Consider the following 23625-nt stretch of genomic DNA (forward strand, 5'->3'; position numbering starts at 1 on the left):
TGAAGATGTCCCGCCCCGTGCCGAATCCCGGCATTCTCGATATTGCGCCCTACACCCCCGGCAAGAGCCCGGTGCCGGAGCCGGGCCGCAAGGTGTTCAAGCTCTCGGCCAACGAGACGCCGTTCGGCCCCTCGCCCAAGGCGATCGAGGCGTTCAAGCGCGTGGCGGATCATCTGGAGGACTATCCGGAAGGCACCTCGCGCGTGCTGCGCGAGGCGATCGGCCGTTCTTTCGGGCTCGATCCCAACCGCATCATCTGCGGCGCCGGCTCGGACGAGATCCTCAACCTGCTCGCCCACACCTATCTCAGCCACGGCGACGAGGCGATCTCCACCACGCACGGCTTCCTGGTCTACCCGATCGCGACCATGGCGGTCGGCGCCAGGAACGTGATCGCCGAGGAGACCAACCTCACCTGCAACGTCGACGCCATCCTCAAGGCGGTAACGCCGAAGACGAAGCTGGTCTGGCTCGCCAATCCGAACAACCCGACCGGCACCTATATTCCGTTCGACGAGGTCAAGCGGCTGCGCGCCGGCCTGCCCTCGCACGTGCTGCTGGTGCTGGACGCCGCCTATTCCGACTACGTCTCGCGCAACGATTACGAGATGGGGATCGAGCTCGTCGCCACGACCGAGAACACGGTGGTGACGCACACCTTCTCCAAGATCCACGGCCTGGCTGCGCTGCGCATCGGCTGGATGTTCGGCCCCGAGCACATCATCGACGCCGTCAACCGCATCCGCGGCCCCTTCAACGTGTCGACGCCGGCGATGTATGCCGCGGTCGCCGCGATCGAGGACACCGCGCACCAGGCGATGTCGAAGCAGTTCACCGAGACCTGGCGCAACCGGCTCACCGAGGAGATCGGCAAGCTCGGGCTGAAGGTGACGCCGAGCGTCGCCAATTTCGTGCTGATCCACTTCCCGACCGACAAGGGCAAGACCGCCGACGACGCCGACGCCTTCCTGACCAAGCGGGGTCTCGTGCTGCGCGCGCTGAAGAATTACGGCCTTCCGCATGCGCTGCGCATGACCATCGGCACCGAGGAGGCCAACCGTCTCGTGATCGAGGCCTTGCACGACTTCATGGGCGGCAAATGAATGCTGATCCGCACTTCCGGCGCGTCGCGCTGATCGGCTTCGGCCTGATCGGCGGCTCGATCGCGCGCGCTGCGAAGCTCCAGGGCCTGGCTGGCGAGATCGTCACCACCGCGCGCTCGGAGAAGACACGCGCGCGGGTCGCCGAGCTCGGCGTCGTCGATCAGGTCGTGGCGACCAATGCGGAGGCCGTCAAGGATGCCGATCTCGTCATCCTCTGCATTCCCGTCGGCGCCTGCGGTGCCGTGGCGCAGGAGATCGCCGCGCATCTGAAGCCGGGTGCGATCATCTCCGACGTCGGCTCGGTCAAGGGCGCGGTGGTCAGGGACATGGCCCCGCATCTGCCGAAAGGCATCCATTTCGTGCCGGCGCATCCGGTCGCAGGCACCGAGCATTCGGGCCCGGATTCGGGATTTGCCGAGCTCTTCATCAACCGCTGGTGCATCCTGACGCCGCCTGATGGCACCGAGACGGCGGCCACGGAGCATCTGCGCGCGTTCTGGGCGGCGATGGGCGCCAAGGTCGAGGTCATGACGCCGGATCATCATGATCTCGTGCTCGCGATCACCAGCCATCTGCCGCATCTGATCGCCTACACCATCGTCGGGACCGCCGACGAGCTGGCGCAGGTGACGGAATCCGAGGTGATCAAATTCTCCGCCGGCGGCTTTCGCGATTTCACCCGCATCGCGGCCTCCGACCCGACGATGTGGCGCGACGTCTTCCTCGCCAACAAGGAAGCCGTGCTGGAGATGCTCGGCACCTTCACCGAGGATCTCGCCAAGCTCACCCGCGCGATCCGCCGCGGCGACGGCGAAGCACTGTTCGATCACTTCACCCGCACCCGCGCCATCCGGCGCGGCATCGTCGAGATCGGCCAGGATTCCGCCGCGCCCGATTTCGGCCGGCCGCACGCGGCGCTGAAGAAGCCGTAGCTCTCTCCGTCATGGCCGGGCTTGTCCCGGCCATCCACGCGCATCCGCGATTGACGAAAGACGTGGATGCCCGGGACAAGCCCGGGCATGACGACGGAGTGTTTGGCGGGCGTATCTTGTTCAATACAGCGGCGGGATCTGACCGACCTTGACCGGGCCGAGCAGCACGGCGCCGTCGACGAATTTCAGCGGGAAGCTTCTCGCTTTCCTGCCTTCGAGCGTGCTCTCGGTGCCGATCGAATTGATGCCGGCGGCGACGCCGGCATTGGCGTTCTGCTTGATGACCTTGCCGAGCCCGGGCACGGCGCGGTCGAGCGCGCCGAACAGATTGTTGAGGTCCTGCGACTTCACGCCGGGGGCGACGCGGTCGAGCGTTGCCTGCGGCACGCCCTCCTCCAGCATCTTCTCGATGCCGAGCGCCGGGATCACCCGCTCGAGGCCGGTCACCGTCATCTGCAATTCGCCGTCGAGCCGGCCGTTGGCCGAGAGGCCGAGCGTGCCGGCCGCGACCGCGATCATCTCGCCCTGCTGGATCCGCGACTGCACGATCTCGATATTGCCGCCGGCAGCCTGGATCTCGCGGAAGCGCTGCGGCCAGGGCTTCGGCGTGAGGTCGGAGAGGCCGGTGATCTTGGCGCGGGTGTCCGCCTCGAACGGCTCGGCGAGCAGGGGATGAACGCCCTGGATGCTGCCCTGCGCGACATGGACCACGGTCTCGATCACGGGGTGATCGGACGGTGATCCATCCGCGAGGCGGCCGTGCAGCTCGACCTGCTTGGCGCGCGCGAGCGGCACCTGCACGCTGCCGTCGACACGGTTGAGGGCGGGGTCGTCGAACACGATGGAGGCGCGATCCGGCACGGCAGGCAGACCAGCCACGCTGGCACGGCCCTTGCTCCAGTTCACCACGAAGGTGTTTTGCGTGATGCCGTCGGTCAGCGTCGCAGGCGCGGAGAATTCGGCGATGATGCGCTTGGGATCGTAGACCTGAGCCACGACCAGGATGTTGTCGAGCTTCGCCGTGAACGGCGTCTTGCTCGCGTTCTGCGACACCAGGGCGACGCTGGCGCCGGAACACTGGACCTCGAAGCGGAACGGGAAGCCCGCGATCGAGCGCTTGGCGCAATCATAGATGCGGCCGGACTTGGCCTCCTGCGCCCGCCAGGCGTCGGCGGCGATTTCGGCCTGCGACGCCGCGTAGAACCAGAAACCGCTCCACGCGACCGCGAGGATCAGGACGAGAACGGGTGCGATGAAAAGGCCCCAACGGGAGCGACGGCCTGCGGCAACGGTCATATTGGACATGCGGCGACCCTTTGATCCCGGATTTTGGCAAATGTAAGCGGGGACGGCCTGCGACGAAAGGCGGAGAATTCGCTTCGCTTCGGGGCATGGTTCTGGTAGCCGTGCCCGAAATGTCGGAAATCACCGTCCCTTCCGTCACCACCGCCAAGGGCGACCTCTGGGTGTTCGGCTACGGCTCGCTGATGTGGCGGCCGGGCTTCGAGTTCGAGGAACGCATCCCGGCCCGGCTGGTCGGCGAGCATCGCGCGCTCTGCGTCTACTCGTTCGTGCATCGCGGCACGCCGGAAAAGCCTGGCCTGGTGCTCGGGCTCGACCGCGGCGGCGCCTGCCGCGGCATCGCCTTCCGCGTCGCCGAGAAGAACCGCGCCGATGTCGTCGCCTATTTGCGCGCACGCGAGCAGGTCACGTCGGTCTATCGCGAGGTGGTGCGCTCGGTGTGGCTTGAGAATGATGCGCGCCAGCGCGTCTCTGCACTCGCTTACGTCGTCGACCGTGGCCACGCGCAATATGCCGGCCGGCTGTCGCTCGCCGAGCAGCACCGCCATGTCGTCCAGGGCCACGGCCAGTCCGGCGCCAACCGCGACTACGTCACCGCGACGGTGAAGGCGATCGAGGCCGAAGGTTTTCGCGACACGCAATTGCATCAGCTTGCATTGATGCTGCATGGGGATGCGCATTCGCTGCACGCGGCGGATCGGGACGAAGATCGAGAAAGCCGCTAGCCGCCGGTCGGTGCGTAGCTCGGTGCGGAGCCGATCAACTGCTCCTGCTCTTTCCGCCCCGCCTCTACGAGACGACCGGTCGCGTCCTCGATCGCGGCTTGCACGCGGGAGAGAAACTCGTCCTTCGGCAGGCCCGGCGGCAACGGTTCGAGAAATTCCACAACCAGCGTGCCGGGATAGCGCATGAAGGTGCGGCGGGGCCAGAACAGGCCGGAGTTGAGCGCGACCGGCAGGCACGGCACGCCGCACGACGAATAGATCTGTGCAAAGCCGGTCTTGTAGTCGGGCGGCGCGCCCGGCGCGCGGCGCGTGCCTTCCGGAAAGATGACAAGTTGCTTTCCGCTGCGCACGGCCACGCGCGCCCGCCGCGTCATCTCCAGCAGCGCCTTCACGCCGGCATTGCGGTCGATCGCAATCATCCCGGTCTTGACCAGGAACTGACCGAACACCGGGATCTGCATGAGCTGGCGCTTGAGGATGAAGATCGGCCGGTTGAAGAAGCCCGGCAGCACGAAGGTCTCCCAGAACGACTGATGCTTTGCCACGATCAGCAGCGGGCCTTTCGGGATGTTCTCGACACCGCGGAATTCCACCTTGATGTTGCAGACCACGCGCATCAGGAACAGCGTTGCCTTGGCCCACCATTCCGCCACCGTCAGCATGGCGCGCGGCGGCAATGCGAAGGTCGGCAGCGCCACGATCGCAAGGCACACCAGCACGGCGTAGAACAACACGTTGAACACGAGCGAGCGCAGAAAGATTGGGAACATCGATAGTCCGATCAATTGGCCTGTGCGGTAGCGGGCCGCTTCGGCTGCTGACCCGCAGGCTGCTCCGATATCTCGGGCCAGAGGTCAATCCCGAAATGCTCCAGCCGCACCCTGAGCTCGGCCGCGATGTATTTGACATATTCCGACAGGAGCAGCCGCAGCGTCGATCCCGAGGTCCACCACGGCTCCTCACGCCATTTGTCGCCGACCACCGCGAACGGGATCAGCGTCATCTGTGGCATCGCATGCGAGAATTCCACCAGCGCGCGCGGCATGTGATAGTTGGAGGTGACCACGATCAGCGATTTGAACCGGCGCCCCTCGGCCCAGCGCCGCGCTTCCGCTGCGTTGCCGCGGGTCGAGAGCGCGGTGCGGTCGAGGTCGACGCAACAGGTCATGAAGGACTGGTTCTCCGGCAAGGTCCGGGAGATGTCGCTCGCCCTCGAGGTCGGGTGCACGCCGGAGATCAGGAGCCGCCTGCCGTAGCCCGCAGCGAGCAGCTCCATCGCGTCCGATACCCGCGAGGAGCCGCCGGTCAGCACCACGATGCCGTCGGCCTTGCGGTCGGGCACCGTCTCGGCACCGCGCAAATGCGACAGGAATGCAACGAAGCCTGCGGCCGCGGCAACGAAGGCAAGCGCGATCGTCGACACGATTGTCGCGCGCAGCCAGCCGCGCGGCAGTTTCGGCGATCGATCGTCGGTCGGCGAGCTCATGCGATATCAGTGATCCCTTCCCTGAAGCGATTTTAAGACGTTTTGAGGCGAAGTGGAGTCCGGTTTCTTCACCCTCTCCCCTTGTGAGAGACGGGTGAGGGGTTTCTCTCCGCACATTCGCCTCGACGTCCGTGCGCACGGATAGAGACCCCTCATCCGGCGCGCCACCTTCTCCCACAAGGGGAGAAGGAAGAAAGCAACTCAATCAACATCGTTCAGCGTCGCGAACAGCGTCTGGCGTGAGGCCACCGCGGTGATGCCGCCGATCAGCACGGCCTGGACCGCGAGCACGATGTAGCCGGATGGCCGCAGCGAGAAGGTGCCGAGCAGCGCGGCAAACTGGTCGCCGACGGGGGTACCGGAAAACCAGCCTGCGATGGACTCTGAGAAGCCGAACATCAGCATGGCGGCGCCGCCGCCGATCACGCCGCCCTCCAGGCCCAGCCTGAGGAAATGGCGCAGGAAGTGATTGGCGATGTAACGGTCGCCGGCGCCGACGAAATGCAGAACCTCGACGATCGGACGATTCGCCGCCATGGCGCCGCGGGTCGCGAACGAAACCGAGATGATGGTGGCGATGATGACAAGCGCGAGAATGCCGAGTCCGGCCAGCACGATGGCATTGGTCATCGAGCGCATGCGCTCGATCCAGGCGCGGTGATCGTCGACGCTGGCGCCCGGCGCGACCTGCATCACGCGCGCGCGCAGGGCGCCGAGATCGAGCGGCGTGCCCGGCTGCACGCGCGCGATGATCATGCGCGGCACCGGCAGATCGTCCATGGACAGGCCGGTGCCGAGCCAGGGTTCGAGCAGCTTGCCGCTCTCCTCCCTGGTGAACGGCCTGACCTCGACGATGCCGGCTTGCGTGCGCATCGCCTCCGTCACGGCCGCGGTGTCGCGATCGAGATCACGGCCGGCCTGCGGTCGAACCTGGATGGTGATTTCGCTCGCGACGTCCGACTGCCATTCGGCGGCGGAGGCACTCACCAGCAGCACCGTACCCGTGGCCATCGAGGCGAGGAAGCTCATGATGGCGACGACGGCGACCAGCGCTCTGCCATGGATCGAGGCGCGCGGCACGATCGGCGACATGTTGCGTGCCCTGGCCGGAAGCTGCGGACGCTCCTGCCCGAGATCGACCAGCACGCCGCGCTCGTCGGTCCTACTCATAGACGTGCAGCCGTCCCTGGTGCAGCACCAGCCGCCGTGCTTCGTACTGGTCCATCAGGCCGATGTCGTGAGTTGCGATGATGACGGCGGTGCCTGACTTGTTGAGCTCGATGAAGAGCCGCAGCAGGCGGCGGCCGAGCGTCGGGTCGACGCTGCCGGTCGGCTCGTCCGCGAGCAGCAGCTGCGGCCGCGAGATCACGGCGCGCGCGATCGCCGCGCGCTGCTTCTCGCCGCCCGACAGGATCGGCGGCAGCGCATCCATGCGGTCGCCGAGGCCGACCCAGCGCAGGAGGTCGATCACCTCCTTGCGGTAGCTCGACTCGCTGCGGCCCATGACGCGGAACGGCAGCGCGACATTCTCATAGGTCGTCATGTGGTCGAGCAGGCGGAAATCCTGGAGCACGATACCGATGCGCTTGCGCAGGTCCGCGATCTCGTCCTTGCCGAGCTGCGAGATGTCGTGGCCGAACAGAGTGACGAGGCCCCGCGTCGGCCGATGCGACAGAAACAGCAGGCGCAGCAGGGACGTCTTGCCGGCGCCGGACGGTCCGGTGAGAAACTGGAAGGAATGCGCCGGGATCTGGAAGCTGAGATCGCGCAGGATCTCCGGCCCCAGACCGTAACGCAATCCGACATTTTCGAACCGAACCAAGCTCAGCTCCGTTCGAGAGGGGGCGCGGGCCGCAGCGCGGCGCTCCGCCACGCGCGATCAACGGGTTTTGCCGCCGTTATGGTTTCCGGTTCGTTAACGGTCGGCCGGTAGCATGGTTGGCAGCATCCCGGCCGCCCGGTTCGCCGCGACCGGCTGGTCGTCAAGATTCGTCCAAGACCTCGTTCATGCATCAAGGCTCGTCCATGCATATCGTCTGCCCCCATTGTATGACATCCTACGCCATCAAGCTTGCGAGCCTTGGGGCCAACGGACGGGCGGTCCGCTGCTCCCGTTGCAAGGAGACCTGGATCGCCCACGCCGAGGATGCCATCGAGGAGGCCTCCGTTCCGGCCATGGCCGCTGCCAGCCGAGCCGACGACCAATCCGACCTCGCCGAGCAATGGAACTCCTATGCCAAGGACGACGGCGCCGCGAGCGCGCCTGTCGTCGACAGCCCGTCGATCGCCAGCGACTGGCCGGATGAAGAGGTCCGCGAGACCGAGGATGAATGGTCAGCGGCAGCCCGTGAGGCCGAAGAGGAGACCGCCGGCGCGCAGCACCAGTCCTGGTTCCGCGGCCTGTTCCGCCGCCGCGGCGCCCGCGTGAGCCGCCCGACCCCCACCACGGCTCCGCGGAGATCCTATCTTGGCCTGCCGACCGCCTGCACCGCGATGGGCGCGCTGGTGCTGGCCCTTGTGGTCTGGCGTGGCGACGTCGTGCGGCTGCTGCCCCAGACGGCGGCATTCTACAAGGTGGTCGGGCTCGAGGTGAATCTGCGGGGCCTGGCCTTCAAGGACGTCAAGCTCTCCAGCGAGACCGTAGACGGTAAGCAGGTGCTGGTGATCGAGGGCGTGATCGTCGGGGAGGGCAAGAAGCCGCACGACATCCCGCGGCTGCGCTTTGCCGTGCGCGACGCCCAAGGAGCCGAGATCTACGCCTGGAATACGGTGCTGGAACAGACCGTGCTGCGGCCCGGCGAGCGCGCCTTCTTCCGCTCGCGCCTGGCCTCGCCGCCGCCGGAGGGCCGCAATATCGACGTTCGCTTCTTCAACCGGCGCGACATTGCCGGAGGCAGCGCATAACCGATCAGGCTATTATTGGAGCATGATCTTTGCGGAAGACCGCTACGCACTTTTTTCCGGATCATGCTCGAGGTCCCGCACGGAAGGTTGATCCCAAGGTTGGTCTCATGCCGAAAATCCTGATCGCCGACGACGAGGATTCGATGCGCCAGCTGGTGGCGCGCGCCATCGCCATGGACGGCCACGAGACCGTCACCGCCCAGGACGGCGCCGAGGCGCTGGAGATCCTGATTCGCGAGGGCGGCGCTTTCGATCTGTTGCTCACCGACATCCAGATGCCGGTCATGGACGGCATCGCGCTGGCACTCTCCGCCGCCCGCGACTTCCCTGATTTGACCATTTTGCTGATGACCGGCTTTGCCGACCAGCGCGAGCGCGCCTCGAACCTGAATGCGCTGGTGCATGATGTCGTGACCAAGCCGTTCTCGGTCGCGGATATCCGCACCGCGGTGGCGGATGCGCTGGCGGCGAGGAAGGGGTAGCGTCGTCGACTTCGTAGCCCGCATGAGCGCAGCGACATGCGGGACCGGCGCCCCCGGATATCGCTTCGCTCATCCGGGCTACAAGAGGGGCTATCGCCTCAAAACTCCTTCAGCAGCCGCTCGAGATAGTCGAGCTCGATCCGCGGGCGCGAGGGATCGCCGAGACGACGGCGGAGCTCTTCGAGAATGCGGCGGACACGCTGGGTGTCGATCTCGCCGGGAATCTTGACCGTGTAATCGTCGCCATATTCGCGCCCATGCAGCGGACGGCCCAGCGGGTCGGTCTGGTTGCCGCCGCTCTGCTGGCGGCCGGCGCGCTGGCCGGGGCCGTCGCCCTGACCGTCACCATCGCCCTGCTGCATCGCCTCGGCCATCTTCTGCGCGCCCTTGCGCATCGCGTCGAGCGCCTTGCCCTGCGAGTCCACGGCGCCGTCGGCATTGCCCTCGCCGAGCTTTGATCCCGCATCGCCCATGGCGCCGTCGGCGGCGTCCAGACTGCCGTCGTCATCGCCCTGGTCGCCGTCCTGATCGCCGTTCTGGCCGGGCTGGCCCTGATCCCCTTGCTGACCCTTCTGTCCCTGTTGGCCTTTCTGCCCTTTTTCGCCCTTCTGCGTGAGGCCGCGCTTGGCAAGCTCGTCCTGCAGCTTCTTCAGGCGGTCGCGCAGTCCTTGCTGGTCCTGCTGCAGCTCCGACATGGACTGATCGCCCTGCTGCTTGCCGCGCGAGCGTTCGCGCCGGGAATCCTGGCCCTGCTTGAAGGTCTTGTCGCGCAATTGCTGCTGCTTGCGGATCATGTCGCCGAGCTCGTTGAGCGCCTGCTCCATGTCGCTCTCGCCGGACTGCCCCGGCTGCGCCATCTGGAGGCCTTCCAGCATCTGCTGGAGCTGCTCGAGCAACTGTTTGGCGGCATCCTTGTCGCCGGAGCGCGACAGGCGCTCCATCCGGTCGATCATGTTCTGCAAATCCTGCTGGCGCAGGACCTTGGTGTTCGGGTCGAGCGGCCGCGCCAGCTGCTGCGGATCATTGTTGTTGCGGAACTGCTCGGCGAGCTGGCGCATGAAGTCGTTCAGCGCCTGACGCAGGTCCTGCGTCAGCTTCTTGATCTCTTCGTCGCTGGCGCCGCGCTCCAGCGCCTGCTTCAGCGCATCCTGAGCGGCCCGCAACGCCTTCTCAACATCGGAGATCTTGCCGTCCTCGATCGTCACCGCAAGCGCCCACAGGCTCGCCACGACCTCGCGCAGGGCATCATCGGTGCGTGCGGCCTCGAGCTGTCGCGCAACGCTGTGCAGGCCGAGATATTGTCCGGGCTCCGGCGTGAACATCTCGGGCGCGATCATCAGCGCGTCGAGCGCGGCATACACGTCCGAATTCTTGTTGGCGTCGAGCGCGAGAATGCGGCGCTGCTCAATCAGTGCACGGGCCAGCGGCTTGGTGAAGAGCCGTTCGGGCAGGCGCATGTTGAACGGTTCGCTTGTGGCCTCGTTGCCGGCCTCGTCCTTGGCCGTGAGGGTGAGCGTGACCTCGGCGCCGGCATAGGGATCCTCGCTGAGATCCTTCACCGACTGTCCGACGCCGTTCCGGGTCCGCGCATTCGGCAGCGCGAGCGGAAAGTGCGGCGGCTGGAACAGCGGACGCGGAGCCGTCCTGGTGTCGCCAGCGCCGGCAGCCGCCTTCGGACCATCCTTGGGACCATCCTTGGCGCTATCTTTGGCGTCGGTGGACCGCGGCGCGAATTTCGCCTCGGCGCCGGTGACGCCGTAATCGTCCTCGATCTTATAGGCGAGCTGGAGCGCGCCGCGCGCCTGACGCTCCGGATCCTTGGCCAGCGCGATCGTCGGCGGACGATCCGGCGTGGCCGCAAAGGCCCATTGCGGCTGGCCGGAGGGCGCCCGGACATGGGCGGTGCCATCCCCGGAAATCGCGAAATGCTTTTCGTTGGTCCCCTTGGGGCTGGCTTCAGTCGGGGCGACCTCCTTGAGGCCGCCCGAGACGGCGACATCCAGGTTGCCGCCGGAGGAGCGCACGATCAGGGTCGAGCCGGCGGGAACGGCGAGCGGACCGCTGGCGGGCAGGGCCGCAGCTTCCTTGTTGGCGGCCGACAGAATGACCGGAGGCCTGCCGGTGTACAGCGGCGGCGTGACCCAGGCATCGACGCGAACATTGCTCGGCGCCAGCACCCCGTTCCAGTCGAAGGCGGCGCCAAGCCGCATCGCACGCTCATCGCCGGCGGCGAAGAAGGTCGCAACCAGCATCACCATGACCAGCGCGCGCAGCGCCCAGGGGTCGTGAAGCGCGAGCCGGGGGTGTGGTACACCGGCGCGGATGCGCTTGAGGGAAGCCAGCGTCCGCTCGCGCTGCGCCTGCCACAGCGCCTGCGCGACCGGATCTTGCGAGGTCAGCGTGTCCGTGAGCGTGGTGGCCGGGCGGTGACGGATGCCGGAGCCACGGTCGAGCCGGGCGAGCGCTTCCGCGCGGCTCGGCCAGCGGAAGCCAAGCAACGGGAACAGGGCGGCCACCGCGACCGCGGCAAAGAGGGCAAGACCGACAGCCCGGGCCATGAACGGCAGTGCCAACCAGAGACCGGCCCAGGACACCACCAGGAACAGGCCGACGACGGTCAGAAGGCGCGCCGCATTGGGCCAGGCACGCTCCCACGCGATGGCATAAATAGCCCGATCAAGGGCCTGCGCCAGCTTCAGCCGCGACAGCGCATCGCTGCTGCGGATCGGGTCTGACGGGTCGGGGGTGACGCCGTTCAATCAGCTCTCCAGGTTGCCCGGTAGAGAAGAGCCTATCACAACGGCAGCACTGAGGCATCCGTTCCTGTACGGGAGAACCCCCTTTTCCCGCATAACACGAGGACGTGACTGGCCCGGTGCAACCCCGTAATTTCCGCGCGCCATCCCTGAGGGAAACGAAGGAAACGCCATGGACAAGAAGATGCACGACAAGGGCCTGGAAGTCCGCAAAGCGGTGCTGGGCGAAGCCTATGTCAACAACGCCCTGAAAAACGTCGACGATTTCAACCGCCCGTTCCAGGAGATGCTCAACGAATATTGCTGGGGCACGGTGTGGGGCCGCGAGGAGCTGCCGCGCAAGACCCGCAGCATGCTCAACATCGCCATGATCGCGATCCTCAACCGCCAGCACGAGTTTCGCGCGCATCTCAAGGGTGCGCTGACCAATGGCGTGACGCGCGAGGAGATCCGCGAGATCCTGATGCAGGTCGCGATCTACGGCGGCATGCCGGCCGCGGTCGACAGCTTCCGGATCGCGCGCGAGGTGTTCGCGGAGATCGACGGGAAGGCGTGAGGAGCAGCACCAATCTCCGCTGTCGTCCCGGACAAGCGCATCGCTGATCCGGGACCCGTAGCCACAGGACGATGTGGTTACGAAGACTCGGAGTGACCGCCTTTGCACGACGACTCCTCCCTGTGGTTATGGGTCCCGGATCTGCGCGCGCTTAGGGCGCGCTTGTCCGGGACGACGCCCAGGGTGCAGCGCGTATTTTTTTCAATAGCGAGCAACCACCAAGAGGAAACACCATGGACATCGGATTCATCGGGCTCGGAAACATGGGCTTCCCGATGGCGCGGCGGCTGATCGAGGCGGGACACAAGCTCGTCGTGTTCGACACGCGCAAGGACGTCGCAGGCAGGCTCGTGGCGCTTGGCGCGACCGCGGCGGCGTCGCCAAAGGACGTCGCCGATCAGGTCGAGACCGTAATGGCGAGTTTGCCTTCGCTGCAGGCTTCACTCGACGTCGCAACGGGGGCGAACGGCGTGATCGAGGGCAGGCGCGCAAAACGCTTCGTCGATCTCTCCACCGTCGGCTCGACGATGGCAGCGAAGATTCACGGCCTGCTCGCCAAGCGCAACATCGTGCAGGTCGACTGCCCCGTCTCCGGCGGGGTCGGCGGCGCCGAGAAGGGCACGCTGGCGGTGATGGTGTCAGGACCGAACGCCGAGTTCGAGCTGCTGAAGCCCGCGCTCGACGTCATCGGAAAAGTGTTCTTCATCGGCGAGAAGCCCGGCGCGGCGCAGACCATGAAGCTCGCCAACAATTTCCTGTCGGCTACAGCGATCGTGGCGACCTCGGAAGCGGTGGTGATGGGCGTGAAGGCGGGGCTCGATCCCGCCGTGATGATCGACGTCATCAATGCGGGCTCCGGCATGAACACGGCGAGCCGCGACAAGTTTCCGCGCTCGGTGCTGCCGCGCACGTTCGACTTCGGCTTCGCCACGGGGCTGATGGTCAAGGACGTGCGGCTGGCGCTGGAGGAGATGAAGCAGCTCGGCCTGTCGATGGAGGTTGCCGATGCGGTTGGGCGGCTATGGGAGACCGTGATCAGCTCGGAAGGCGCCGAGTCCGATTTCACCGCCGCGATCAAGCCGATCGAGAGGAAGGCGGGAGTTGTGGTCGGCGGCGCGCAGGGTGGTTTGGCGGGGAAGTAGCGCCTCACAGCCAGGGCGCGGGCTTGTCCATCGCGATGAGCTGCTCGACCTCGATGCGCGGGCGCACCACGGCGTATTGATCGTCCTTTACCAGCACCTCGGGCACCAGCGGCCGGGTGTTGTAGGTGCCGGCCTGGACGGCGCCATAGGCGCCCGCGGTCATGATGGCGAGCAGGTCGCCGGCCTTCGGCGCCGGCAGCGTGCGGTCGAGCGCGAGATAGTCGCCGGTCTCGCAGACCGGGCCGACGACGTCGGCCATGATCGTCGCCGCGCCCTTGGCCACCTGCTTCACCGGCAGGATGTCGTGATAGGCCTCATACAGCGTCGGGCGGATCAGATCGTTCATCGCGGCGTCGATGATCACGAAGTTCTTGCCGTCGCCGTGCTTCACATAGATGACCTTGGCAACCAGGATGCCGGCATTGCCGACGATCATGCGGCCCGGCTCGAACATCAGCGTGCAGCCGAGATTGTGGCTGACGCGCTTGACCATGGCGGCATAGGCGGCGGGCTCCGGCGGCGCCTCTCGGTCCATGTAATATGGGATGCCGAGACCGCCGCCGAAATCGACGTGGCTGATGTTGTGGCCGTCGGCGCGCAGCGTCTGCACGAATTCGGCGAGGATGCGGAACGCGGTCTCCATGTTGGAGAGGTCGGTGATCTGGCTGCCGATATGCACGTCGGTGCCGGTCACTTCGATACCGGACAGCCTGGCGGCGCGCGCATAGACCTCGCGCGCATGCGCGATCGGGATGCCGAACTTGTTCTCGGACTTGCCGGTCGAAATCTTGGCATGCGTGCCGGCATCGACGTCCGGATTGACGCGGAGCGAGATCCGCGCGGTCTTGCCCATCGCGGTCGCAAGGCGCGACAACAATTCGAGCTCGGGCTCGGATTCCACGTTGAGGCAGAGGATGTCGGCGGCAAGCGCGGCGCGCAGCTCCTCCTTCGTCTTGCCGACACCGGAGAAGACGATCTTGCTGGCCGGGAATCCGGCGGCCAGCGCACGCTTTAATTCACCGCCGGAGACGACGTCGGCGCCGGCGCCGAGCCTGGCCAGCGTGCGCAGCACCGACTGGTTGGAGTTCGCCTTCATGGCGTAGCAGACCAGCGCCTTCTCGCCGGCGAAGGCATCGGCGAAGACGCGGTAGTGCCGCTCCAGCGTCGCGGTCGAATAGCAATAGAACGGCGTGCCGACGGTGGCGGCCAGCTCGGACAGGTTCACCGCCTCGGCGTGCAGCACGCCGTTGCGATAGTCGAAATGGTTCATGGCGCAGGCTCGCTTGTCCCGGCTTATTTCCTGCCGGGAGGTTCGTCCAGGAGCGGGTCGAGAATAAACGGTTTCTTCCTGCCCTTGGCAGCCGCGGGCGCAGCGTCCACACCGTAGGTCGGGTTGAACACGCTCGGCGTCCTCTGGACTTCGGTCTCGGTATCAACAGGTGCCGCGCCGCCGGCCGTGGAGGCGGTCGGCGGCAAGTCGAGCGGGCCCTTTCGGCCGCAGCCGGCAAGCGCGAGCGCCGTCAGGCTCAAGACAATGATGGCCCACCCCGAGCCGGCCGGGCGAAACTTTGACGTCACGACGAAATCCCCACTACGCGGCGCACCATACAGAGATTGGCGCGCTCTGGCGAGAGCCGGATGACCATGAAACATAAGCGAAATTTTGCCCTCAGCCCAATTTTCGCTCTTTTTCTAGCCGCTTCGCCCAGGCCTTGGCCTGGGACGCGACGTTCTTCGGCGCGGTGCCGCCGAAGCTGGTGCGGCTCTTCACCGACGATTCGACCGAGAGCACGCCGAACACGTCCTTGGTGATTTTGGGCTCGATCGCCTGCATCTCGCTCAGTGGCACCTCATGCAGCGCGACGCCGCCCTCGGCGGCCTTGGCGACGATGCGGCCGGTGACGTGATGGGCCTCGCGGAACGGCATTTTCAGCGTCCGCACCAGCCAGTCGGCGAGGTCGGTCGCGGTGGCGTACCCCTCGCCCGCCGCCGCTTTCATCTTGGCTTCATCCGGCACGAGGTCGCGGACCATGCCGGTCATGGCGCGGATCGCCAGGGACAGCGCGGCAAAACCCTCCATGGCACCCTGCTTGTCCTCCTGCATGTCCTTTTGATAGGCGAGCGGCAGGCCCTTCATGACGATCAAGAGGCCGTTGAGCGCGCCGATGACGCGGCCGGTCTTGGCGCGCACGAGCTCGGCGGCATCGGGGTTGCGCTTCTGCGGCATGATCGAGGAGCCGGTGGTGAACTTGTCGCTGAGGCGGATCAGTCCGACCAGCGGCGAGGTCCAGATCACGATCTCCTCGGCAAAGCGCGACATGTGCACGGCGCAGATCGAGGCCGCCGACAGCGTCTCCAGCACGAAATCTCGATCGGAGACCGCGTCGAGCGAGTTCGCCATCGGGCGGTCGAACAGGAGCGCCTTGGCGGTGGCGTGGCGGTCGATCGGGAACGAAGTCCCGGCGAGCGCGGCCGCGCCGAGCGGGGATTCGTTCAGCCGCTTGCGCGCGTCCTGGAAACGGCCGCGGTCGCGCGCGGCCATCTCGACATAAGCGAGCAAATGGTGGCCGAAGGTGACGGGCTGCGCGGTCTGCAGATGCGTGAAGCCGGGCATCACGGTGCCGGCATGCTCCAGGGCACGCCCGACCAGCGCCTGCTGGAACGCGGCGAGCGCGGCATCGGTCTCGTCGATGACGTCGCGGACGAACAGGCGGAAATCTGTCGCGACCTGGTCGTTGCGCGAACGCGCGGTATGCAGGCGGCCGGCGGCCGGGCCGATCAGCTCCGACAGGCGGCTCTCGACATTCATATGGATGTCCTCGAGCGCGCGCTTGAACGCGAAGCCGCCCTTGCCGATCTCTGACAAAATCGTGTCTAGACCCTTGCCGATATTTTTCGCATCAGAGGCCGTAATGATGCCCTGCGTGGCCAGCATGGCAGCGTGGGCCTTGGACGCGGCAATGTCCTGGGCGAAGAGGTGACGATCGACGTCGATGGAGACGTTGATCTCTTCCATGATCTCGTCGGGACGTTCCGAGAACCGGCCGCCCCACATCTTGTTGCTCATGATCCCCTGCTCACGCCTTGCCTGTCGCTAGCCACGTTTGCTGGCCTCGGCCAGCCGTATTAAGAGGCCCCTGATAGCCATATCTGCGACCGGATGACAAACGATATGCTCGACAAGAAGCCCTCCGCCACGCGCCGCATCCCCCTCGTCATCTCCACCGTGGCGATCGGAGGGCTGGCCGGCTTCGCCGCGCTGTATGGGCTCGGTCTGGGCCGGTCGCCCAGCGGCGATCCCGCCTGCCGGTCGGCGGTGGCAACGGCCTCGAGGATCGCCCCGCTCGCCCATGGCGAGGTGGCGGCGCTGACCATGGCGAGCGCCCCGCTGAAGCTGCCCGACCTCGCCTTCGAGGACGCCGACGGCAAGCCGAAAAAGCTGTCCGACTTCCGCGGCAAGACGCTGCTGGTAAATCTCTGGGCCACCTGGTGCGTGCCCTGCCGGAAAGAGATGCCGGCGCTGGACGAGCTCCAGGGCAAGCTGGCGGGCCCGAATTTCGAGGTGGTGGCGATCAATATCGACACCCGCGACCCGGACAAGCCCAAGAGCTTCCTGAAAGAGGCCAATTTGACCCGGCTCGGCTATTTCAGCGATCCGAAAGCCAAGGTGTTCCAGGACCTTAAGGCCATAGGCCGGGCGCTGGGCATGCCGACCTCGGTGCTGGTCGATCCTCAGGGCTGCGAGATCGCGACGATCGCGGGGCCGGCGGAATGGGCGAGCGAGGACGCGCTCAAGCTGCTCCGCGCCGCGACCGGCAAGGCCGCCGCATCGCTTTAGGAATTCAGGCGGTGACGTTGAGATTGCCGCCGACGCCGGGGCCGACATTGGCCAGCGACGGTTGGCCCGCGCCCATCAGCGTCAGGACGGTCGACTTTTCCATGTCCATGTTCTGCTTCGTCAGCGTCGCTGCGATATTCGATTGCAGCGCGCCTTGCTGAGCGGCCAGCATGGTGCTGACCATCGCCATCATGTCCATTACGCGAACCCTCTTACCGGCCGTAACCTAGGCGCGAGAGGTTAACGCGACATGAATTGACACAAAGCGGATCAGCGCGTCGGAACCGGCTTGGCGCCGCGGTAGTCGTAGAAGCCGCGCTGGGTCTTGCGGCCGAGCCAGCCGGCCTCGACGTATTTCACCAGCAGCGGACACGGGCGGTACTTGGAGTCCGCCAGCCCCTCGTGCAGCACCTGCATGATGGAGAGGCAGGTATCGAGGCCGATGAAATCGGCGAGTTCGAGCGGGCCCATGGGATGGTGAGCCCCGAGCTTCATCGCGGCGTCGATCGCCTCGACATTGCCGACGCCTTCATACAGCGTGTAGATCGCCTCGTTGATCATCGGCAGCAGGATGCGGTTGACGATGAAGGCCGGGAAATCCTCGGAGACCGCGACCTGCTTGCCGAGCTTGCCGACGAATTCCTTGGCGGTCTCGAAGGTGGAGTCGTCGGTGGCGATGCCGCGGATCAGCTCGACCAGCTCCATCAGCGGCACCGGGTTCATGAAGTGAATGCCGATGAAACGCTCCGGGCGGTCGGTGGCGGCGGCAAGCCGCGTGATCGAGATCGAGGACGTATCGGAGGCCACGATCGCCTCCGGCTTCAACACCGCGCAGAGCTCGTGGAAGATCTTGCGCTTGACCTCTTCCTTCTCGACCGCGGTCTCGATGACGAGGTCGCAATCGGCGAGATCGTCCAGTTTTTCGGCGGGCGTGATGCGCGCCGTCGCCTTGACCTTGTCGTCCTCGGTGATGGCCTTCTTGGAGACCTGGCGCGCCAGATTGCCGTTGATGGTGGCCATGCCCGACTTGAGGCGGTCGGCCGAGACGTCGTTGAGCACCACGTCGAAGCCGGCGAGCGCCGCGACATGCGCGATGCCATTGCCCATCTGACCCGCGCCGATCACGCCGACCTTCTTGATCACTGCCGCCATCATGTCATCCACCGGAACGGCGCGCGACGAGCGCACCCTGCCTATCCCCTTGAGCCGGGAGGTCCGATTTAATCAGAACCTCGGCTCGAAACCTAGATTGGATCGCTTCGAAGGCGCGCCCACGCCAAAGAAAACGCCTCAGAAATGCAACACCGGCCGGAGTGTATACCTCCGGCCGGTGTTTTCGATGCCTTTTACTTGCCGAGCTTGCCGAGTTCGGCCGTCAGCTCCGGAACCGCCTGGTAGAGATCGGCGACCAGGCCGTAATCGGCAACCTGGAAGATCGGTGCGTCCTCGTCCTTGTTGATCGCAACGATCACCTTGGAGTCCTTCATGCCGGCCAGATGCTGGATGGCGCCGGAAATGCCGACCGCAACATAGAGCTCGGGCGCCACGACCTTGCCTGTCTGCCCGACCTGCCAGTCGTTCGGCGCATAGCCCGCATCGACCGCCGCGCGCGAGGCACCGACGCCGGCGCCGAGCTTGTCGGCGAGCGGCTCGATGTATTTGGCGAAGTTCTCGCGGCTCTGCATGGCCCGGCCACCGGAGACGATGATCTTGGCCGAGGTCAGCTCGGGACGATCGCTCTTGGCAACCTCCTCGCCGATGAACGACGACAAGCCCGGATCGGCGGCCGCCGCCACGTTCTCCACCGCAGCGCTGCCGCCCTCGCCCGCTGCGGCGAAGGTCGAGGTCCGCACCGTGATGACCTTCTTGGCGTCCTTCGACTTCACCGTCTGGATGGCGTTGCCGGCATAGATCGGGCGCTCGAAGGTATCGGGCGCGACCACCTTGATGATCTCGGAGACCTGCATCACGTCGAGCAGAGCGGCGACGCGGGGCATCACGTTCTTGAAGCGCGAGGTCGCCGGCGCAACGATCGCGTCATAGCCGGAAGCCAGCGAGACGATCAGCGCAGCCAGCGGCTCGGCGAGATCGTGCGCGTAGAGGTCGCCATCGGCGAGCAGCACCTTCTTGACGCCTGCGAGCTTGGCGGCGGCATCCGCCGCGCCCTTGGCGTTCTGGCCGGCGACCAGCACCTCGACATCCGCGCCGAGCGCGGCAGCTGCGGTCAGGGCCTTGTTGGTCGCATCCTTGAGCGACGCATTGTCGTGTTCGGCAATCAGAAGCGTCGTCATCAGAGCACCCCGGCTTCGTTCTTGAGTTTCGACACCAGCTCGGCGACGTCCTTGACCTTGACGCCTGCCTTGCGGCCCGCCGGCTCCGTCGTCTTGAGAACCTCGAGACGCGCGGCGACGTCGACGCCGTAATCGGCGACGGTCTTCTCCGCGATCGGCTTCTTCTTGGCCTTCATGATGTTGGGCAGCGAGGCATAGCGCGGCTCGTTGAGGCGGAGATCGGTGGTGACGATCGCCGGTCCCTTCAGCTTGACGGTCTGAAGGCCGCCATCGACTTCGCGCGTGACCTTGAAGTCGGCCCCTTCGACCTCGAGCTTCGAAGCGAAGGTCGCCTGCGACCAGCCGAGCAGCGCAGCCAGCATCTGGCCGGTCTGGTTCGAGTCGTCGTCGATCGCCTGCTTGCCGAGGATGATCAGGCCCGGCTGCTCTTCGTCGGCAACCTTCTTCAGGATCTTGGCGACGGCGAGCGGCTCGACGGCGCCTTCGGCCTTCACCAGGATGCCGCGGTCGGCGCCCATGGCGAGGCCGGTGCGGATCGTCTCCGACGCCTGCGCAGGTCCGATGGAGACCACCACAACCTCGGTGGCCTTGCCGCCTTCCTTCAGGCGCAGCGCTTCCTCGACTGCGATTTCGTCGAACGGGTTCATGGACATCTTGACGTTGGCGAGTTCAACGCCCGATCCATCGCCCTTGACGCGGACCTTGACGTTGTAATCGACCACCCGCTTTACCGGCACTAAGACCTTCATCGATCCTCTTTCACTCAATCTAGGAGGGGGGTTATCAACTGGCGCGGAACCTAAAGGCCTGATCTGCCCCGGTCAACGCGCGAACGGGTCTAATTTTGGCCTTCTGAAATGCGGGAGCACGATGGGTCAGCGGTTCTGGCCGGGAACCCAGAGCACGTCGCCGGCGCCATTGCCGTTAGCCGTCCGGCTCGCCACGAACAGGAAGTCGGACAGGCGATTCATATATTGGATGCCAGCCGCGCTGACCGGCTCGCCGGGCCGGGCCGCCAGTTCCACAATCACACGTTCCGCCCTGCGGCATATCGTGCGCGCCACATGCAGATGGGCTGCGACGGGCGTGCCGCCGGGAAGCACGAAGGAGGTCAGCGGCGCGAGCTTTTCGTTCAGCGTGTCGATGTCGCGCTCGAGCCGCTCGACCTGGCTCGTCACCACCCGCAGCCGCTCAGCCTTGCCCTCCCGTTCGGGCACGGCGAGATCGGCGCCGAGATCGAACAGATCATTCTGGATGCGGCCGAGCATCGCATCGAGTTCGGGCGTGTCCCGGGTATGGAGCCTGACCACGCCGATCGCGGCATTGGTCTCGTCGACGGTGCCGTAGGCTTCGATGCGCAGATCGTATTTCGGACGCCGCTCGCCGGTTCCGAGCGCCGTCGTGCCGTCGTCACCGGTCTTGGTATAGATACGGTTCAACGTGACCATTTAGCGCCCCATCGCCCAGACCGCGAGCATCGCGATGATGATCGCCACGAACTGCAGCAGCACGCGCCAGCGCATCAGTTTCTGCGAGGTGTTGGGCGAGCCGCCGCGCATCATGTTGACGAGCCCGAGCAGCAGCACCAACGCCACGGCGCCGGCGGCCGCCGGCAGGATGAAAGTACTCAGGAGAGATGCCATCTGAGGGTAGATAACACCGTGCGCGGCGGTTCGCTATGGCGTTCCCGATCTGGCTTTTATGCCAATAATATCAGAAGCTAGCCGGATGAATGTCGATCTGCGATCATTGCCGGCGTTCTTCGCCTCTCCCCGCTTGCGGGGAGAGGCCGACGTGCGGAACGCACGGCGGGTGAGGGGGACTCTCCGCGAGTATAGTGACAGTGGGATTCGCGGAGACTCCCCCTCACCCGGAATCCGCGCTGCGCGCGCATTCCGGCCTCTCCCCGCAAGCGGGGAGAGGCGAAGCTGGGGCAAGCCGTGAAAGCGATCCGCTACATCTACGTCGTCGTGATGGATGCGTTCTACACCTTCCTCGCCGATGACGGCTGGGCGATCGCAAGCCACATCGCGCTGTCGACGCTGATGGCGCTATTCCCGTTCCTGATCGTGCTGACCTCGCTCGCCGGCGTCTTCGGCTCCAAGGAACTCGCCGACCAGGCGGCCAGCCTGATGCTCCAGGTCTGGCCCAAGCAGGTCGCCGATTCGATCTCGGGCGAGGTGCATGACGTGCTGACCACGACCCGCACCGGCATTCTGACCATCGGCGCGGCGCTGTCGGTCTATTTCGCCTCCAACGGCGTCGAGGCGCTGCGGGTCGCGCTCAACCGCGCCTACGCGGTTGTGGAGATGCGGCGCTGGTACTGGCTGCGGTTGGAATCGATTGCCTACACGCTGATCGCCGCCTTCACTGCGCTTGCCATGGCGTTCCTGATCGTGCTCGGTCCGCTGATCATCGAGGCCGCGCGGCGCCACATTCCGCTGTTCGTCGAATCGAACGAAAGCATCCTCACCTGGCTGCGCTACGGGATCACCATCGGCGCGCTCGTGGTTGCGCTGTTCATCCTGCACGCCTGGCTGCCGGCGGGACGACGCAGCTTCCTCCAGATCATGCCGGGCATCATCTTCACGGTGGTGGCGTCGCTGGTCTCCGGCGTGGTCTTCGGACAGTATCTGGCGCGCTTCGCCAACAACTACGTGACCATGTATGCGGGGCTCGCCTCGGTGATCATCGCGCTGGTGTTCCTGTATTTCATCGCCGCGATCTTCGTTTACGGCGGTGAGCTCAACGCCGCGATCATCAAGTCGCGGCTTCCTCATGGCGTGTCGCTTCAAGCAGCGCAGTCGCTAAAGCCCGCGGAGACACAGGCTTGACCAGGAACGCGTCGGCGCCGGCCGCGCGCGATGCTGCCTCGTCCTCGCCGCGGCCGGACACCCCGATGATCGGGATCCGAGCCAGCGGCGTCGACAGCGCGCGGATCCGCCTGATGGCCTCGATACCGTCGATGCCCGGCAGCACCATGTCCATCAGCACCGCGTCGAACGCGCCCTGCTCCAGCCGGCCGACCGCGTCCTCGCCGCGCCCGATGAACTCGGCTTGATGGCCGAGCTCGGTCAGGATCGTGTTGAGCACGACGCGGCCGAACGGATTGTCCTCGACGCTGAGCACGCGAAGGCCCGCGACCGCCTCGGGCCCGCTACCCTCCGCCTCGCTGCTCTTGTCCGATCCCGTGGCATCCAGCGACACCGTCAACGTGAAGGTGGCGCCACCACCGCGGCGCGGAGCGACGGTGATGTCGCCGCCCATCGCACGCGCCAATTGCTTGACCGAAGAGAGCCCCAAGCCGGCGCCGCCGAAGCGCGAGGCGATGGTGACATTGGCCTGGGTGAACGGGCGGAACAGCCGCTTGATCTCCGCCATAGTGAGGCCGATGCCGCTGTCGGACACGGCAAAGGAGACACCGACCCTGCCCTTGCCCTTTGCTTTGGCTTTGGCGGGACGCCACGGCTCGACTGCGAGCGCCACGCCGCCCTGGTCTGTGAACTTCACGGCATTGTCGATCAGGTTCTCAAGCGCGGCGCGCAGGCGGACGGGATCACCGACCACGAGTCCAGGCAGCTTGTCGGAGATCTCGACCTCGGACTGGAGACCCTTGGCCGCGGCGCGGCCGGCCAGCGAATCGCCGGCGCTGCGGGCGAGGGTCCGTAGATCGAACAGGTCCTGCCGCAGCGTGCTGCCGCCCTTCCCCGTTCCCTTGCCGGTTCTGGCGGCATCCACGAACAGCGTGGCAAGGCTCGCCAGATGCTCGGCACCGGCCTTGATGGTATCGGCCCACCGCCGCTCCCGTTCGCCGAGATCGGAAGTCGCGAGCAGATCGCTGATTGCCAGAATGCCGGTCAGGGGGGTGCGGACCTCATGGGCAAAGGCGGCCAGCGCCGCCTGGACCACGTCGGGCGCGACCACCTTGGTGCTGCGCTTGCGCACCTTTCCGGCCATCCTGGACCGCTTCCGAGGCAGCCGCCTGGACGTCCGCGTGGTGCGCACTGGACGCGTTTTCGCCGCCATGAATCCCCTTCGAAGTACTCTCTTCGAACCCCGCGCGGACCGAGCATGGCACGGAGGAACACCCGGAGTCACGGCGACGTTT

General features: G+C 66.0%; 25 protein-coding genes. 9 read left to right on the forward strand and 16 right to left on the reverse strand.

Annotation, left to right across the window (positions count from 1 at the left end; genetic code table 11):
- Positions 1 to 5 precede the first annotated feature (5 nt).
- On the forward strand, positions 6 to 1103 hold the full coding sequence (hisC, locus tag IVB23_RS17515; protein WP_061881264.1) for a histidinol-phosphate transaminase: 1098 nt from the start codon (positions 6 to 8) through the stop codon (positions 1101 to 1103).
- Positions 1100 to 2035: a prephenate/arogenate dehydrogenase family protein gene (locus IVB23_RS17520; protein WP_247804441.1), complete on the forward strand. Its 936-nt coding sequence runs from the start codon at positions 1100 to 1102 to the stop codon at positions 2033 to 2035. Before hisC ends, IVB23_RS17520 begins: the two co-directional genes overlap by 4 nt.
- Before the next feature lie 120 nt (positions 2036 to 2155).
- On the opposite strand, the gene IVB23_RS17525 is transcribed toward IVB23_RS17520, so the two are convergent.
- Entirely contained in the window at positions 2156 to 3340 is a 1185-nt protein-coding gene (locus tag IVB23_RS17525) for a DUF2125 domain-containing protein (RefSeq protein WP_247804442.1), read from the reverse strand.
- 110 nt (positions 3341 to 3450) lie between these two features.
- Between IVB23_RS17525 and IVB23_RS17530 the strand changes: the two genes are divergently transcribed.
- A complete protein-coding gene (locus IVB23_RS17530; RefSeq protein WP_247804924.1) occupies positions 3451 to 4062 on the forward strand; it encodes a gamma-glutamylcyclotransferase in 612 nt (203 codons plus the stop codon).
- On the opposite strand, the gene IVB23_RS17535 is transcribed toward IVB23_RS17530, so the two are convergent.
- From IVB23_RS17535 to ftsE, 4 genes are all read right to left on the reverse strand, one after another.
- A complete protein-coding gene (locus tag IVB23_RS17535) occupies positions 4059 to 4832 on the reverse strand; it encodes a lysophospholipid acyltransferase family protein (protein ID WP_061881261.1) in 774 nt (257 codons plus the stop codon). The two genes, IVB23_RS17530 and IVB23_RS17535, sit on opposite strands and share 4 nt — an antisense overlap.
- An 11-nt stretch (positions 4833 to 4843) precedes the next feature.
- Positions 4844 to 5548, reverse strand: a complete 705-nt coding sequence (locus IVB23_RS17540; RefSeq protein ID WP_061881260.1) for a YdcF family protein — start codon at positions 5546 to 5548, stop codon at positions 4844 to 4846.
- Between the two features lie 201 nt (positions 5549 to 5749).
- Entirely contained in the window at positions 5750 to 6718 is a 969-nt protein-coding gene (locus tag IVB23_RS17545) for an ABC transporter permease (RefSeq protein ID WP_247804443.1), read from the reverse strand.
- Positions 6711 to 7370 carry a cell division ATP-binding protein FtsE gene (ftsE, locus tag IVB23_RS17550; RefSeq protein WP_028178893.1) on the reverse strand — a complete coding sequence of 220 codons (660 nt, stop codon included), beginning with the start codon at positions 7368 to 7370 and terminating at the stop codon, positions 6711 to 6713. The genes IVB23_RS17545 and ftsE overlap by 8 nt, the downstream gene beginning before the upstream one ends.
- Positions 7371 to 7573: 203 nt before the next feature.
- Between ftsE and IVB23_RS17555 the strand changes: the two genes are divergently transcribed.
- Positions 7574 to 8452 (forward strand): MJ0042-type zinc finger domain-containing protein, encoded by an 879-nt coding sequence (locus IVB23_RS17555; protein ID WP_247804444.1) that lies wholly within the window; start codon positions 7574 to 7576, stop codon positions 8450 to 8452.
- A gap of 107 nt (positions 8453 to 8559) precedes the next feature.
- Entirely contained in the window at positions 8560 to 8934 is a 375-nt protein-coding gene (locus IVB23_RS17560; RefSeq protein ID WP_247804445.1) for a response regulator, read from the forward strand.
- Positions 8935 to 9032: 98 nt separating this feature from the next.
- On the opposite strand, the gene IVB23_RS17565 is transcribed toward IVB23_RS17560, so the two are convergent.
- The gene (locus tag IVB23_RS17565) at positions 9033 to 11693 is read right to left on the reverse strand and encodes a TIGR02302 family protein (protein WP_247804446.1); all 2661 of its coding nucleotides are present in this window, start codon (positions 11691 to 11693) and stop codon (positions 9033 to 9035) included.
- A gap of 169 nt (positions 11694 to 11862) precedes the next feature.
- Between IVB23_RS17565 and IVB23_RS17570 the strand changes: the two genes are divergently transcribed.
- Together IVB23_RS17570 and IVB23_RS17575 are read left to right on the forward strand one after the other, a co-directional pair.
- Positions 11863 to 12246 carry a carboxymuconolactone decarboxylase family protein gene (locus IVB23_RS17570; RefSeq protein WP_028134137.1) on the forward strand — a complete coding sequence of 128 codons (384 nt, stop codon included), beginning with the start codon at positions 11863 to 11865 and terminating at the stop codon, positions 12244 to 12246.
- A 233-nt stretch (positions 12247 to 12479) separates the two neighbouring features.
- Positions 12480 to 13388: an NAD(P)-dependent oxidoreductase gene (locus tag IVB23_RS17575; RefSeq protein ID WP_197965985.1), complete on the forward strand. Its 909-nt coding sequence runs from the start codon at positions 12480 to 12482 to the stop codon at positions 13386 to 13388.
- A gap of 4 nt (positions 13389 to 13392) precedes the next feature.
- Here the strand turns inward: IVB23_RS17575 and lysA are convergent, their stop codons facing one another.
- The 3 genes from lysA to argH all read right to left on the reverse strand — a co-directional run bounded on the left by lysA (position 13393) and on the right by argH (position 16455).
- Positions 13393 to 14658 carry a diaminopimelate decarboxylase gene (gene lysA, locus IVB23_RS17580; RefSeq protein ID WP_247804447.1) on the reverse strand — a complete coding sequence of 422 codons (1266 nt, stop codon included), beginning with the start codon at positions 14656 to 14658 and terminating at the stop codon, positions 13393 to 13395.
- 23 nt (positions 14659 to 14681) lie between these two features.
- Positions 14682 to 14966: a lipoprotein gene (locus IVB23_RS17585; protein ID WP_197965983.1), complete on the reverse strand. Its 285-nt coding sequence runs from the start codon at positions 14964 to 14966 to the stop codon at positions 14682 to 14684.
- Between the two features lie 91 nt (positions 14967 to 15057).
- On the reverse strand, positions 15058 to 16455 hold the full coding sequence (gene argH, locus IVB23_RS17590) for an argininosuccinate lyase (RefSeq protein WP_247804448.1): 1398 nt from the start codon (positions 16453 to 16455) through the stop codon (positions 15058 to 15060).
- 105 nt (positions 16456 to 16560) lie between these two features.
- On the opposite strand from argH, the gene IVB23_RS17595 reads away from it, so the two are divergent.
- Positions 16561 to 17226 (forward strand): TlpA disulfide reductase family protein, encoded by a 666-nt coding sequence (locus IVB23_RS17595; RefSeq protein ID WP_247804925.1) that lies wholly within the window; start codon positions 16561 to 16563, stop codon positions 17224 to 17226.
- Positions 17227 to 17230: 4 nt separating this feature from the next.
- Here the strand turns inward: IVB23_RS17595 and IVB23_RS17600 are convergent, their stop codons facing one another.
- From IVB23_RS17600 to IVB23_RS17625, 6 genes are all read right to left on the reverse strand, one after another.
- Complete coding sequence (locus IVB23_RS17600) at positions 17231 to 17425, reverse strand: hypothetical protein (protein ID WP_028182113.1); 195 nt, start codon at positions 17423 to 17425, stop codon at positions 17231 to 17233.
- 71 nt (positions 17426 to 17496) lie between these two features.
- Complete coding sequence (locus tag IVB23_RS17605) at positions 17497 to 18378, reverse strand: 3-hydroxybutyryl-CoA dehydrogenase (protein ID WP_247804926.1); 882 nt, start codon at positions 18376 to 18378, stop codon at positions 17497 to 17499.
- A gap of 194 nt (positions 18379 to 18572) precedes the next feature.
- The gene (locus IVB23_RS17610; protein WP_247804449.1) at positions 18573 to 19517 is read right to left on the reverse strand and encodes an FAD-binding protein; all 945 of its coding nucleotides are present in this window, start codon (positions 19515 to 19517) and stop codon (positions 18573 to 18575) included.
- Positions 19517 to 20266, reverse strand: a complete 750-nt coding sequence (locus tag IVB23_RS17615; protein ID WP_061877868.1) for an electron transfer flavoprotein subunit beta/FixA family protein — start codon at positions 20264 to 20266, stop codon at positions 19517 to 19519. The genes IVB23_RS17610 and IVB23_RS17615 overlap by 1 nt, the downstream gene beginning before the upstream one ends.
- Positions 20267 to 20392: 126 nt before the next feature.
- Positions 20393 to 20965 (reverse strand): cob(I)yrinic acid a,c-diamide adenosyltransferase, encoded by a 573-nt coding sequence (locus tag IVB23_RS17620; RefSeq protein WP_197969698.1) that lies wholly within the window; start codon positions 20963 to 20965, stop codon positions 20393 to 20395.
- Positions 20966 to 21160: a twin transmembrane helix small protein gene (locus tag IVB23_RS17625; protein WP_035711572.1), complete on the reverse strand. Its 195-nt coding sequence runs from the start codon at positions 21158 to 21160 to the stop codon at positions 20966 to 20968. It lies immediately after the preceding gene.
- Positions 21161 to 21457: 297 nt separating this feature from the next.
- On the opposite strand from IVB23_RS17625, the gene IVB23_RS17630 reads away from it, so the two are divergent.
- Positions 21458 to 22351 (forward strand): YihY/virulence factor BrkB family protein, encoded by an 894-nt coding sequence (locus IVB23_RS17630; protein WP_061880683.1) that lies wholly within the window; start codon positions 21458 to 21460, stop codon positions 22349 to 22351.
- Here the strand turns inward: IVB23_RS17630 and IVB23_RS17635 are convergent.
- The gene (locus tag IVB23_RS17635; RefSeq protein WP_247804450.1) at positions 22278 to 23543 is read right to left on the reverse strand and encodes an ATP-binding protein; all 1266 of its coding nucleotides are present in this window, start codon (positions 23541 to 23543) and stop codon (positions 22278 to 22280) included. The genes IVB23_RS17630 and IVB23_RS17635 overlap by 74 nt on opposite strands.
- Between the last annotated feature and the right edge of the window lie 82 nt (positions 23544 to 23625).

The sequence above is a fragment of the Bradyrhizobium sp. 191 genome, assembly GCF_023100985.1.
Classification (GTDB): Bacteria; Pseudomonadota; Alphaproteobacteria; order Rhizobiales; family Xanthobacteraceae; genus Bradyrhizobium; species Bradyrhizobium diversitatis.